We start from the raw sequence: 12,102 nt of genomic DNA, 5'->3' as shown, positions 1-12,102 counted from the left end.
AGATGATCTGCCGGGGGTTGCGCAGAAAACGGTTGCCGCCCTGGCAGTGGCGCGGCGCCTAGAGCGCCAGAGGCGCAGACCGGCCGGAGGTTTCCAGCTCCCATACGGCAGACCAGGTTTCACCGTTGCGCTCCAGAACCAGATAGTTCCGCTCGGCGGTATAGCGCCCGGTCTGGCCGGGGATCTTGCGGATGCGGATGGGGTGGCCGGGCAGGGGCGCGTCGCCCAGCCACGAAAGCATCCCCAGCACCCTGGCCCAGGCCCGCGGCGGCGCCCGGTGGGAAATGCCCGAGGCCACCAGCTGGTGCAGCAGCTTGCCGCCGCCAAGCACCATTTCGCCGCGCGTGGCCAGGTGGATCTCGCCGGAAAGGGCTGTCACCTGCTGGCCGTCCTGCGCAGCCATGTCCCGTACCAGCCGCAGCATCCGCCGCCACGAGGCCCGGTGCGCCCGGCTCTGCCACTGATCGCGCAGGTCGTCCTCGTATTTCTGCATCCGGGGTGTCAGCACCATCAATAGCTCCAGCAGCGACAGCCGCGGCCCCAGCAGCGGAACGCTCGATAGGATCAGGCTGCGCCCGTCAAAGCGCTGCTTGGCCGCTGCCTTCATCATCCGCCAGCCGCCCCGCGCCATCACCCGGCGGCGGCTGCGTTCCGAGCGCAGGTCAGGGGCCAGCAGCCGCAGGCCCGGCGCTTCGATGCGCCAGCCCAGGTGGCTGCCTTCGGGATCGGCAAAGCGGGCAGGCAGGTCGCCGTCCGCACAGCCGTGCTGAAACAGCAGCGCCGCCTCCCGCGCAGCGGCAAACAGGGTCTGGCCGACCGGGGAACAGGTGCGTGAGCGGCGCAGGGATCCCCAGCCGTCGCAGATGTCGTGGTCATCCCATTGCATCAGCGATGGCACCCGGGCGGCGATCCAGGCAAACTCCGGCGCGCTGTAGACCGCCAGATACCGCTCCAGGAACCGTTCGCGCAGGTGGCGGCGCAGACTGTTCAGCTCTTCGGGTGCAGGATCGCGGGGGAGGCGGTCCGGCCAGTCTTCGCTCAGGGGGTGGCCGTGTGTGACCTCATCCGCATAGACCTGATCACCGCCATGCAGCAGCAGCGAGAACGGCTGTTCCGCATGTTCCGCGCCCATCCGCGCCCACATCGCGTTACGCTCGGCGCCGTCGCGGTCCAGGTCGCCATGCTCCTCGCCATTGCAGGAGGCATAGGCGATCCGCAGGCGGCCGCCAAAACCGCCGGCCAGCGCATAGCGGGTGCCGTTCCACTGGTAGGCAGAGGGCCGGTCCGCAGGCAGGCTGAACCGCGCCCTGAGCACCGTGCAGGCGCTGTATTCCGCCAGCGGCTCGGGGTGCGCTGCGCCATCTTCCAGCAGCAGCGGCGGCAGGGTGGCACCTTTCGGGGCAATGAACAGGGCAGCCAGAAACATTCGGCCATCACGCAGATCATCGAGGATCAGGATGGGGCCGGTGATTGCTTTCACGGCGGGTCCGCCGGCGGGGCCTGTTGTCCGGGTGCTGCTGCTCATGCCGCCACAGCACCTAAGTGCGCCTTGCACAGCATTCAACCGCGGGCGGCAATGTCCCGGGTCATGGCCCGGGACTGCGGCAGAATTGCCAGTGGCGCTGCCGAGGCCGCCGTGGTCTGAGTGGCCGCGCGTGTTTCCCTGCCGCCTTCTGCCCGACCGATGCGGCTGATTTTTTAGGAGATTTGAGATGCAATGGAGTCTTCTAGCCGCTGCGGTGCTGGCCGCTCTGTGGATGCTTGTACACGCTGTTGCTGGCGGCCGTGAATGCGCCCGGCCGCTGGCGCAGGAGCAGCAGTTGCCCGACTCAGCGCGCGAAACCATGCTTTTGTGCTGGCACATGGTCACCGGCTTTCTTGGCCTGATGGCCCTGTTCCTTTTCCTCGGCGCCCGCGGGGCAGCCGGGATGGCGCTGGCGGGGACTTCCATGGCGGCAATGGCGGCGCTGGTTGGCCTGCTGCTGCCGCTGCTGCGCCAGGCAGGCTACCGCCTGCTGCCGCAGGGCTGGCTGTTCGTGCCGGTTGCGGGCCTGGGCGCCTGGGGGCTGTGGGCCGGCTGAGGGATTGCAAAGAGGGCCCTCCCGCCCGGCCGGGCTGCATTGGAAATGCAAACCACCCGGTTGGGCCCGGCGCCGGACCTGCTGGTCCGGCGCGCATTCTGCCTGCCCAAGGCAGGCAGAATGCCCTGCCCAAGGCTGCCAAGGGGTGGCGGCGCCAGCCGCTGTACCTGCAGGCGCGGGAGAACTGCGGTGTCAGAAGGCGATGGAGTTTAGCGGCTCAGCTCCCGCATGCCGCGTTCCAGCCCGTCCAGCGTCATGGGCACCATCCGGTTCTCGAAGATCTCCCGGATCATGCCGATCGAATGCGTGTAGTCCCAGTATTTCTCCGGCACCGGGTTGATCCAGAGGTGTGAAGCCCAGGCCTCGCGCGCGCGCTGCAGCCAGAGCTGTCCCGCTTCCTCGTTCCAGTGCTCATTGGCGCCGCCGGGATAGGCGATCTCGTAAGGCGACATCGAGGCATCGCCAACGAAGATGCATTTGTAATCCGGCCCGTAGGTGCGCAGCACCTCGTGGGTGGGGGTCTTCTCGTTCCAGCGCCGCCGGTTGTCGCGCCACACGCCCTCATAGAGGCAATTGTGGAAGTAGTAGTATTCCAGATGCTTGAACTCGGCGCGCGCAGCCGAGAACAGCTCCTCCACCACCTGGATATGCGGATCCATTGAGCCGCCCACGTCGAGAAACAGCAAGACTTTCACCGCATTGTGCCGCTCCGGCCGGGTCTTCACATCCAGATAGCCGTGTTCAGCGGTGGCGCGGATGGTATTGTCCAGATCCAGCTCTTCCTGCGCGCCTTCGCGCACCCAGCGGCGCAGCCGTTTCAGGGCCACCTTGATGTTGCGGGTGCCTAGTTCGACATCTCCGTCAAGGTTCTTGAACTCGCGCTTGTCCCAGACCTTGACCGCGCGCTGGTGGCGGCTTTCCTTCTGGCCGATCCGCACGCCCTCGGGATTGTAGCCATAGGCGCCAAAGGGCGAGGTGCCCGCGGTGCCGATCCACTTGTTGCCGCCCTGGTGGCGGCCCTGCTGCTCCTTGAGGCGCTCCTTCAGCGTCTCCATCAGTTTGTCGAACCCGCCAAGCGCCTCGATCTCGGCTTTTTCCTCCGCGCTCAGATGCTTCTCCGCCATCTTGCGCAGCCACGCCTCCGGAATGTCCACGGCCTCCATGACCGCCTCAGACGGGATCGCCTCCAGCCCTTCAAATGTAGCGGCAAAGGCCCGGTCGAACTTGTCGATATTGCGCTCATCCTTCACCATCGCCGCGCGGGCGAGGAAGTAGAACGCCTCGATGTCATAGGTGGCGAGCCCCGCCTTCATCCCCTCCAGAAAGGTCAGATATTCGCGCAAGCTGACAGGAATGGACGCGTTGCGCAGGTTTTCAAAGAAGGGCTGGAACATCGCGGAAGGGTCTCCGGCAGGGGTAAGCTGGCGCCGTCGGATCTTTGCGGGGCGCTAGGCCAGCACCCGGTGGGTCAGGATGGTGGCCAGTAGGCCGAGCACACCAAAGATGATGGCATAAACAGCCCCGTATTGCAGCATGTCCAGGGTGTTGCCGCCCCGTTTCTTTGCCTTCAGGGCGCCGATCAGGCCGCCCAGCAGAACGCCGAGGATTACGATCATGGTTCTTTCCGTCCGTTGTCTTTCAGGATCTGTTTCTTGCAGGCCGCATCAGGAACCAGCGGGCCGCAGCGCTGCAACCTCCTCAAGCCGGGCCTCCACCACCCAGTCCGGGCCAAAGCCGTAGCGTGCCCATCCCAGGCTGTCCAGTCTGACCCGGCGTGCCTCAACCGTCTTGCCCTGCAGATCCAGGGCCTCTGCCTGCAGCATCAGCAGCGTGGACAGAAGCGCGGCATTTTCATGCGCCGCCGCCGTTGCTGCGGCGGGTTTCAGCCGGGCCAGGGCTGCCGCGCCGTCTCCGGTGGCCACGTCATGGGCGGCCAGCTGCACCGCCAGCTTGGCCTGGTGGATGGCAGTGCCGCGCTGCGCCTGCAAATAGGTCTGAGCGGTCAGGAAATGCCGCAGTGCCAGCTCCGGCTCGCGGATATGCAGCATCCGTCCCAGCGTATAGTGGCTCATGGCGCGGCGGTGGTCGCTCCAGCCCAGGTCGCGGGCGATTTCCGCAGCCCTGTTGGCGGCGCGCAGCCGCTCACGCAGGGCGGCCTGCGGCCCCAGTGCCTGTTCGTAGGCTGCAGACCAGGCGCGCGGGGTTGCCGGCAGCGGCCAGGCTGCAACGCGGTTCCCGCGCGGGTTCAGCCGGGACAGGATCGCGGGCAGGCGGGCGGCCACCTGCGCGCGGGTCATGCCGGTCTGCAGTTCCGGCGCATAGGTTGCGCGCAGGATCAGCATGTCGAACCCGGTCAGCACCGCGTGCATGTTGTCGTCGTTGAAGATCGAATCCGGCAGCCGGTACAGGTCATTCAGCGGGCCGATGGCCTGTGCCAGCTCCTCGTGCAGGCAGTCGCGCACTTCCTGCGGGCTGGTGTCATTGGGAATGAACACCGCCAGCCGGCTGCGCTCGCGCAGCAGCGCCCAATTGGTGCGCGGGCTGCGCCGGTTGCGCCGGTACTCCGCCAGGGACGAGACATTGGGCACCACGAAACAGGCCGCCTTGGGCAGGGCGCGGCGGATCTCGGCACGGGTGACGGCCTGGATGGTGATGCTGGCGTCACCGGATGCGACCCGGCGGATGGAAATCCCGGCCTCGGCTTGCAAGCGGCTGAGCAGTGCGGACAGGTCGCGGTTGAAACCCGGCGGCGGCGCGCCGGTGACGCGCAGGGTGATTGGCGTTTCGAACCGGGTGAAATGGGGCAGGGTGCTGCCGCCCTCCAGCTGGAAATGCAGATCCAGGAAGTCGCGGGCAATCTCCGCATTGGCGCGCTGCGGGGCTTGCGGGCGCGGCGCGGAAAAGACCTTGACCGGCGGCAGCGCCAGTGGCGTTGCGGCCGCGCGGGTTGGCGCCTCGACCCGGGCTGTTGGGGCGGTGCAGGCGGCCAGCGCCAGTGCCGCCAGAACTCCGGCAGCAGCCTGCATCAGGCGGCGCCCGCCGTTGCGGGGTGTCTTGAACGGTTCAATTGCTGCGTCCGCGGGCACTCAGGTGTCTCCCTAGCGGCCTGGCTGCCGCAGCCTGGCCCTTCACCTCTGATAGGGGAATGCGGCGGCGAATTGAAGCGAAACAGGCAGGCCGCTGCAAGTGCGCCTGCCAGTGTGGCTTCATACCGCCGTCAGCGCCGCCCGCGCGCCAGGAAGGCGAGCCGTTCGAACAGGTGCACGTCCTGCTCGTTCTTCAGCAGCGCCCCGTGCAGCTTGGGCAGTGCATCGGCGCCGTCACGGGCAATGTCTTCGGGGCTCAGGTCCTCGGCCAGCAGCAGCTTCAGCCAGTCGATCACCTCGGAGGTGGAGGGCTTTTTCTTCAAGCCTTGCGTCTCGCGGATCTCGTAGAACTGGGTCAGCGCGGCGGTCAGCAGGCTTTCCTTGATGCCTGGGTGGTGCACCTCGACGATCTTTTTCATCGTTTCCGCATCCGGGAAGCGGATGTAGTGGAAGAAGCAGCGGCGCAGGAAGGCGTCCGGCAGCTCTTTTTCGTTGTTGGAGGTGATGATCATGATCGGGCGGTGCTTCGCCTTGATGGTCTCGCCGGTCTCGTAGACGTGGAATTCCATCTTATCGAGCTCCTGCAGGAGGTCGTTGGGGAACTCGATGTCGGCCTTGTCGATTTCGTCGATCAGCAGTACGACCTTCTCGTCCGCTTCAAATGCCTCCCAGAGCTTGCCCTTGCGGATGTAGTTCTTCACATCATGCACGCGCTCCTCGCCCAGCTGGCTGTCGCGCAGGCGGCTGACCGCATCGTATTCATAGAGGCCCTGCTGGGCGCGGGTGGTGGATTTCACGTTCCACTCGATCATCCTGAGCCCCAGCGCCTCTGCAACCTGCTTGGCCAGCTCGGTTTTGCCGGTTCCGGGCTCGCCCTTCACCAGCAACGGCCGCTCCAGCGTCACCGCCGCGTTAACCGCCACCTTAAGGTCATCGGTCGCAACATATTCCTTAGTGCCCTGAAATCGCATATCTTTCCCGTGTCAGCCGTGGTTGCCGTCTTGTTATCACGGTTTTAACCAAACAGCGCCACTATTGTGTAGTGACATTCCTGTCCGATAGGGATAAACGCTGCGGCAGAGGGGGAGCCAAAATGTTGAGGTGCAGTTTATGACCAGCATTATGGGCCAGACCGAAGGAGCCGAAATGAAGCAAGAAGTGTTTCTGCCGGACGACTACCGACCGGCTGAAGATGAGCCGTTCATGAATGAACGGCAGACCGAATATTTCCGACGCAAGCTATTGGAATGGAAGCAGGACCTGCTGGCCGATACCCGCGACACGATTGAGGGGCTGCAGGACAGCACCCGCAATATTCCCGATGTCGCCGACCGTGCCAGCGAAGAGACCGACCGCGCGCTGGAACTGCGTACCCGTGACCGCCAGCGCAAGCTGGTCGCCAAGATCGACTCGGCCCTGCGCCGCATCGACGAGGGCGAATACGGTTACTGCGAAGTGACCGGCGATCCGATCTCGCTGAAACGCCTGGATGCGCGTCCGATCGCAACCATGAGCCTGGAAGCGCAGGAGCGCCACGAGCGCCGCGAAAAGGTCCACCGCGACGATTAACCGCTGATTATGGCGGCAAAATCGCAGGAAACATTGACGCCGGGGCCTTTTGCTCCGGCGTTTTTTGTTCCATTGGGGGCGGGCGGAGAATCTGCGGGAGCCCCATGGACCTCAAAGGCCTGAAAACAACCGTCATCGGCGCCGGGATCGGCGGCTTGGCCGCAGCGCTGGCGCTGCGCCGCTTCGGGGCATCCGTCACCGTGCTGGAGCAGGCCGAGAAGATCTCCGAAGTGGGTGCGGGCCTGCAGATCACCCCAAATGGCGTGCAGGTGCTCAAGGCGCTGGGGCTGGCCGATGATCTGGCCTGGTGCTCTCAGCGGGCGCGTGCGGTGGTGCTGCGCGGCCACCGGCGCGGCAATCAGGTACTGCGGCTGGATCTGGATGAATACGCTGCCGGGCTGCCTTATTACTTTGTGCACCGTTCCGACCTCGTTGGCATTCTGGCCGGTGCGGCCCGCCGCGAAGGCGTCCAGGTGCGGCTGCTGCAAAGGGCCGACCGGGTTGTGCCTGGCCCGCAACCGCTGGTGCATCTCAGCAATGGCGCACAGTGCGGCGGCGATCTGGTGGTGGGTGCCGACGGGCTGCATTCCAAAGCCCGGGTGGCTTTGAACGGCGACCGTAAACCCTTCTTCACCGGCCAGGTCGCATGGCGGGCCACGGTGCCTAACCATCTGAACCTGCCGCCGGAGGCGCAGGTGTTCATGGGGCCGGGTCGGCACCTGGTGGCTTACCCTTTGCGTGATGGCAGCCTGATGAACCTGGTCGCGGTGCAGGAGCGCCGGGCCTGGGCAGAGGAAGGCTGGAACCTCAAGGATAACCCTGACAATCTGCGCACCGCCTTCCGCGGTTTCGGCGGCAATGCCGCGGCGCTCTTGGAGGCGGTGGACGAGGTGCTGCTGTGGGGGCTGTTCCGCCATCCGGTGGCGGAACGCTGGCACGGCGAAAACACCGCCATTCTGGGCGATGCCGCACACCCGACGCTGCCCTTCATGGCGCAGGGCGCTAATCTGGCGCTGGAGGATGCCTGGGTGCTGGCGCGCTCGCTGCAGGAAGCCGCGGGAATGGCTTCCGGCCTGGCCATGTATCAGGAACGCCGACGCGCGCGGGCCGAGAAAGTCGTGCAGGCGGCCAGCAACAATGCCTGGAAATACCACCTGCGCGCACCGCTCAGCTGGCCGGCGCATCAGGTGCTGAAGCTGGGCGGCCGATTTGCCCCGGACCGCATGGTCAGCCAGTTCGACTGGATCTACCGCCACGACGTCACCGCCTGAGGAGGGCAGAGGCGGACAGGCGCGGCTCCCGCCCGTCGCAGTTTCATTGAAAATGAACCGCTCCCGTTGGGCGGAGCGCCGCGCGGATGCGCGGCGCGGGCAGTGTTCAGATGTCCAGATCCACCCAGACCGGAACATGGTCGGACGGTTTTTCGCGCCCGCGCACGTCTTTGTCGATCTGGCAGTCCCGCAGCAGATCGGCGGCCTGCGGTGTGAGCAGGAAATGATCAATGCGGATACCATCGTCGCGGTTCCAGGCGCCGGCCTGGTAATCCCAGAAGGAATAATGCCCCGGCCCCTGGTGGCGGGCGCGGAAGGCTTCTGTAAAGCCCAGGTTGACGATCCTCTGAAACGCCGCACGGCTTTCCGGCCGGTGCAGTGCGTCCTCGGTCCAGGCTTCCGGGCGCTTGGCATCTTCGGCCTGCGGGATGATGTTGTAATCCCCGGCCATCAGCGCGGGCATCTCTGCAGCCATCAGCGCCTCTGCGCGGGCCTTAAGCCGTTCCATCCAAGCGAGTTTATAAGCATATTTGCCGCCCGTTACCGGGCTGCCGTCCGCCTCCAGCTCCACCGGATTGCCATTGGGCAGGTACAGGCCGCAGATCCGGATCGCCTGTTTGCCCACCACCGTCGCCTCGATCCAGCGCGCCTGTTCGTCGCTGTCGTCGCCGGGCAGGCCGCGGGTCACGTCCTCCAGCGGCAGTTTGGACAGGATCGCCACGCCGTTGAAGCTTTTCTGGCCGTGGGTTTCGACGTTATAGCCGCGCTCCTCGAAGATCTCGCGCGGGAACGCCTCATCCACCGACTTGATTTCCTGCAGCAGCACCACATCTGGCTGCGCCTCCTCCAGCCAGTCCGGCAGCGCCTGCGCCCGGGCCTTGATGCCATTGATGTTAAAAGTGGCGATTTTCATGGCTTGCCTCCGGCGCAGAATTCTTTATTCGGGGCCGATCTATCGCTGAATCAGCGTCCCGGGGCAAGCCCGATGCGCGATTCGCGAATCACCTTTGGCGCTGCGACTCACCAGCGTTTTGCATGGGTGAAAAATACCCCTAAGGTTGAGTTTCTTTACTTTGCAATAATATGCGTGTGAATAACGCGGTGCATATCCTGTGGATGAATTGAAATAATTGAAATTGCGCAAAAAATAGCGGCTTGAAGTTAAAGTAATTGAAACTACAAAATACAATGTGAAATTGCATTTTTTGTTTGCGCTGCGCGGCGCCCGTGCCAGCGTCAAGGAGCCTTTTGTCCTTAACGAATGGGGTTCCAAACATGACTGCTCAGCGTAAAATCCAGACCGTCCGCGTCACCCGCCCGGCCGCAGGCGCCAGCCTGTTCGAGGGTGATGCAACAGAGTTGTTCTCCTCCGGCTCCGCGCCTGAATGCACTGCCGGTCTGGCAGCAGGAGAAGGCGTTTCGCTGTTCTCCTCGGGCTCCATGCCGCAGACGGCGGAGAGCTGGGCAGGCGGGGAAACCGGGCTGTTCTCCAGCGGTTCGGCGCCGTCGGCCTGCAGCGAAACCGCGGCTGGCGACCTGGTGGAAATGTTCTCCTCCGGCTCTGCGCCTGCGTCACATGCTGACACGTCTGCGGGCGACCTCGTGCAAATGTTTTCTTCCGGATCTGCGCCCGATAATCAATCAGAGGTTGCTGAAGGCGATCTGACGGAAATGTTTTCTTCCGGCTCGGCTCCGGCAATGGAAGGCGAAACTGCCTCCGGTGATCTGACGGAAATGTTCTCGTCCGGCTCCGCTCCTGCGGCGCAGGCCGGAACCGGTGCCGGCGAAGGCGTGGAGATGTTCTCCTCCGGCTCGGCGCCGGCCGCCACGGCTGAGCGCGGCGCGGGCGAGGGGACGCATCTGTTCTCCTCCGGCTCCGCACCGGCGGCAGAGGCCCGCACCAGCGATGGCGATGCAACCCGGCTGTTCTCCTCCGGCAGCTGATCAGGACGGGGCCGGTCTCCCTCCCGGCCTCTGACCAATGGCGGTCTCGAACCCGGGGCCGCCCTTGCCGCGCCGTACTCACCCGCAGGAGGTTTCCATGGCCCAGATCATCCCGTTCTTCTCACCCGCCGCCCGCCAGTCCCGGGCGGCTGCGCAAGCTGCGCTGATCGGCGGTTTCGCCGCACAGCGGCGCACCCAGGAAGACGTGTTCTGGCTCAAGGAAAACGCCGAGCTTCTGAACATTCTGGAATGCACCGGGGCCGATGTTGCCGCTGATGCCCTGGCGCCCTTGCAGGGGTTTTACGACGGTGCGGCGCGGCACATCAGTTTCTTCCGCCAGTATTACCGCTTCATCCTGTCGATCTGCCTGGATCTGGAGGATCTGGGCCTGCCCGGCGGCACCGGGGCGCAGCTGGCCGCATGGATCCGGGACCAAGGGCTGGCGCAGGCAGAGCTGTCCGATCTGCAGCGCGCCGAGGCCCGCCGCCTTTTGGCCCGCCGCGGCGAGACCCTGCAGGACTATGGGCTGGACGACCGGCTGCGCGCTTTCATCTCGCGCCCGGAAACCTTTGCCATTCCGAACAAGAAAGCTGCTTACGAGCTGACCCATATTGTCTTTTACCTGTCGGAATACGGCCGCCGGGATCCGCAGCTGCCGCAGGCCGCGCTGACCAGCCTGGAGTTCGCAGGGCTGGTGGCTTTTCTGGACCAGAACGCCGATCTGCTGGCCGAAATCTGCATCGCGCTGCGCTATGCCGGGCAGCAGCCGCCCGCGGCCTGGGAGTGCTGGCTTGACAGGCATGTATCCGCCTTTACTCTATCGGAGCGAGAATTTTCTGGACTTCACGATTCTTATCACGAGTATTTTGTTACTAACTGGCTCATGGTCCTGTCCGGTCGAAAACCCTTCCGACAGGCAGTTCCCGCAGGGGGCGTGCATGTGTCAGCGGTGCGGGGAGGAAGTATCTTGAGGAGCCTTTCAGAAGCCGTCTTTGAGGCCGGAACGGGCCGATCGGGCTGGAGTGCTGTCAGGGCGCGGACTGAGGCCATGCTGACTGAGGAGCAGCACGGTTTGCTCTGCGCAGCTGAGCGCAGCTGCGCCGGGTTTGACCATTTCTTTGAAGGGTTTGCCCGGGCGGGCAGTGCGGGGGCGGCGTAATGGCCAGTTCCCGCAACCAAGCCCTGGGCGGGGCGCTGCTGGTCGTGGCTTATACCGGGCTGATCGCCTCGGCCGACGGGATCACCAAGCTTCTGGCGGGCCAGTATGCGGCGGCGCAGCTTTATGCATTGTCGGGGGCCATGGTGGTTGGCTTCTGCCTGCTGGCTGACCGTGTGCCCCGCTTGCGCGGCGGCTTTCGCACCCGCTGCCCGCGGGCGATGGCGCTGCGCTCTGTGGCGACGCTGATTGCCGCTGTCTGTTTTTTCTATGCCTTCCGGCTGCTGCCCTTTGCCGAGGTGTTTGTCTTCATCGGCCTGATGCCGCTCTTGGCGGGGGCGATGTCCGGCCTCGTGCTGAAGGAGCCGGTGCGTCCGGCGGCCTGGATTGCGTTGCTGGCGGGTTTTGCCGGGGTGCTGTTCCTGCTGCCGCATGGCGGTGATGGCAGTCATACCTCAACTGGGCATTTTGTTGCTTTTGCAGCGGTTGTTTCCGGCACGTTTTCCATGACCATGGCCCGGTTCATTGGGCGCCATGAGAGCAACGCGCTGGCGCAGGTGTTTTACCCGAACTTGACGCTGTGCGGCGCGATGCTGCTGGCGCTGCCCTTTGTCTGGGTGCCGATGCCGTTGGCGGATGTTGCTTGGGCGGCCGCCTATGCATTTTTGTTGTTCGGCGCGCGCTGGCTCTTGGTAGTGGCGCTACGGCTTCTGGCCTCCTACGCCGTGACGCCTCTGATGAACCTGCAGTTTATTTGGATGGCCGTCATAGGTGCGGTATTCTTTGAGGAGTTTCCGCCCGCCACAACCTATCTGGGAGGCGCCATCGTGATCGCCTCGGGTCTCTATCTGGTCTGGGATCAGTTCGCCCCTGCGATGCCGCGTTTTCGTGGTGCTGGGCGGTTGCGGACGGATCCGTAACGCTGGAAACCACCTGTTGAGCCCCTTAAGGGGCGAAGCGCCCGCCCCTTGAGTTGGGGGCGGGCGCGGCCTTGC

General features: G+C 64.8%; 12 protein-coding genes. 6 read left to right on the top strand and 6 right to left on the bottom strand.

What is annotated here, in order from left to right; all coding sequences use genetic code 11:
* Positions 1–58 precede the first annotated feature (58 nt).
* Positions 59–1,525, bottom strand: coding sequence for an alkaline phosphatase D family protein (locus RA26_RS01185; RefSeq protein WP_052272269.1), 1,467 nt, complete (start codon positions 1,523–1,525; stop codon positions 59–61).
* Between the two features lie 187 nt (positions 1,526–1,712).
* On the opposite strand from RA26_RS01185, the gene RA26_RS01180 reads away from it, so the two are divergent.
* Positions 1,713–2,081 carry a hypothetical protein gene (locus tag RA26_RS01180; RefSeq protein ID WP_039178662.1) on the top strand — a complete coding sequence of 123 codons (369 nt, stop codon included), beginning with the start codon at positions 1,713–1,715 and terminating at the stop codon, positions 2,079–2,081.
* A gap of 209 nt (positions 2,082–2,290) precedes the next feature.
* Here RA26_RS01180 and RA26_RS01175 read toward each other — a convergent pair whose 3' ends face one another.
* From RA26_RS01175 to RA26_RS01160, 4 genes are all read right to left on the bottom strand, one after another.
* Entirely contained in the window at positions 2,291–3,475 is a 1,185-nt protein-coding gene (locus RA26_RS01175) for a vWA domain-containing protein (protein ID WP_039178660.1), read from the bottom strand.
* Between the two features lie 54 nt (positions 3,476–3,529).
* Positions 3,530–3,697, bottom strand: coding sequence for a hypothetical protein (locus tag RA26_RS22885; protein WP_039178657.1), 168 nt, complete (start codon positions 3,695–3,697; stop codon positions 3,530–3,532).
* Positions 3,698–3,745: 48 nt separating this feature from the next.
* The gene (locus tag RA26_RS01165; protein ID WP_039179879.1) at positions 3,746–5,107 is read right to left on the bottom strand and encodes a DUF2927 domain-containing protein; all 1,362 of its coding nucleotides are present in this window, start codon (positions 5,105–5,107) and stop codon (positions 3,746–3,748) included.
* 191 nt (positions 5,108–5,298) lie between these two features.
* Complete coding sequence (locus RA26_RS01160) at positions 5,299–6,138, bottom strand: AAA family ATPase (protein WP_039178654.1); 840 nt, start codon at positions 6,136–6,138, stop codon at positions 5,299–5,301.
* A 175-nt stretch (positions 6,139–6,313) separates the two neighbouring features.
* Here RA26_RS01160 and dksA point away from each other — a divergent pair, with 175 nt between their 5' ends.
* A complete protein-coding gene (gene dksA / locus RA26_RS01155) occupies positions 6,314–6,736 on the top strand; it encodes an RNA polymerase-binding protein DksA (protein ID WP_039146440.1) in 423 nt (140 codons plus the stop codon).
* Positions 6,737–6,840: 104 nt separating this feature from the next.
* Entirely contained in the window at positions 6,841–8,007 is a 1,167-nt protein-coding gene (locus tag RA26_RS01150; protein WP_039178651.1) for an FAD-dependent monooxygenase, read from the top strand.
* 106 nt (positions 8,008–8,113) lie between these two features.
* Here RA26_RS01150 and xth read toward each other — a convergent pair whose 3' ends face one another.
* On the bottom strand, positions 8,114–8,920 hold the full coding sequence (gene xth, locus RA26_RS01145) for an exodeoxyribonuclease III (RefSeq protein ID WP_039178648.1): 807 nt from the start codon (positions 8,918–8,920) through the stop codon (positions 8,114–8,116).
* 362 nt (positions 8,921–9,282) lie between these two features.
* Here xth and RA26_RS01135 point away from each other — a divergent pair, with 362 nt between their 5' ends.
* From RA26_RS01135 to RA26_RS01125, 3 genes are all read left to right on the top strand, one after another.
* Entirely contained in the window at positions 9,283–9,951 is a 669-nt protein-coding gene (locus tag RA26_RS01135) for a DUF6749 family protein (protein ID WP_039178642.1), read from the top strand.
* A 97-nt stretch (positions 9,952–10,048) separates the two neighbouring features.
* A complete protein-coding gene (locus tag RA26_RS01130) occupies positions 10,049–11,110 on the top strand; it encodes a DUF6902 family protein (protein WP_039178638.1) in 1,062 nt (353 codons plus the stop codon).
* Positions 11,110–12,027: a DMT family transporter gene (locus tag RA26_RS01125; protein WP_039178636.1), complete on the top strand. Its 918-nt coding sequence runs from the start codon at positions 11,110–11,112 to the stop codon at positions 12,025–12,027. Before RA26_RS01130 ends, RA26_RS01125 begins: the two co-directional genes overlap by 1 nt.
* The last annotated feature ends 75 nt before the right edge of the window (positions 12,028–12,102 follow it).

The sequence above is a fragment of the Leisingera sp. ANG-M7 genome (assembly GCF_000813965.1).
In the GTDB taxonomy this organism is placed as follows: Bacteria; Pseudomonadota; Alphaproteobacteria; order Rhodobacterales; family Rhodobacteraceae; genus Leisingera.
Note: the sequence above shows the minus strand (reverse complement) of the source record. Positions and strands in the feature narration are given on the sequence as shown.

Bases quoted from the DNA above. Each gene is read 5' to 3' on its own strand.
- RA26_RS01185 (WP_052272269.1), bottom strand. From the start codon at position 1,525: ATGAGCAGCAGCACCCGGACAACAGGCCCCGCCGGCGGACCCGCCGTG.
- RA26_RS01180 (WP_039178662.1), top strand. From the start codon at position 1,713: ATGCAATGGAGTCTTCTAGCCGCTGCGGTGCTGGCCGCTCTGTGGATG.
- RA26_RS01175 (WP_039178660.1), bottom strand. From the start codon at position 3,475: ATGTTCCAGCCCTTCTTTGAAAACCTGCGCAACGCGTCCATTCCTGTC.
- RA26_RS22885 (WP_039178657.1), bottom strand. From the start codon at position 3,697: ATGATCGTAATCCTCGGCGTTCTGCTGGGCGGCCTGATCGGCGCCCTG.
- RA26_RS01165 (WP_039179879.1), bottom strand. From the start codon at position 5,107: ATGCAGGCTGCTGCCGGAGTTCTGGCGGCACTGGCGCTGGCCGCCTGC.
- RA26_RS01160 (WP_039178654.1), bottom strand. From the start codon at position 6,138: ATGCGATTTCAGGGCACTAAGGAATATGTTGCGACCGATGACCTTAAG.
- dksA (WP_039146440.1), top strand. From the start codon at position 6,314: ATGAAGCAAGAAGTGTTTCTGCCGGACGACTACCGACCGGCTGAAGAT.
- RA26_RS01150 (WP_039178651.1), top strand. From the start codon at position 6,841: ATGGACCTCAAAGGCCTGAAAACAACCGTCATCGGCGCCGGGATCGGC.
- xth (WP_039178648.1), bottom strand. From the start codon at position 8,920: ATGAAAATCGCCACTTTTAACATCAATGGCATCAAGGCCCGGGCGCAG.
- RA26_RS01135 (WP_039178642.1), top strand. From the start codon at position 9,283: ATGACTGCTCAGCGTAAAATCCAGACCGTCCGCGTCACCCGCCCGGCC.
- RA26_RS01130 (WP_039178638.1), top strand. From the start codon at position 10,049: ATGGCCCAGATCATCCCGTTCTTCTCACCCGCCGCCCGCCAGTCCCGG.
- RA26_RS01125 (WP_039178636.1), top strand. From the start codon at position 11,110: ATGGCCAGTTCCCGCAACCAAGCCCTGGGCGGGGCGCTGCTGGTCGTG.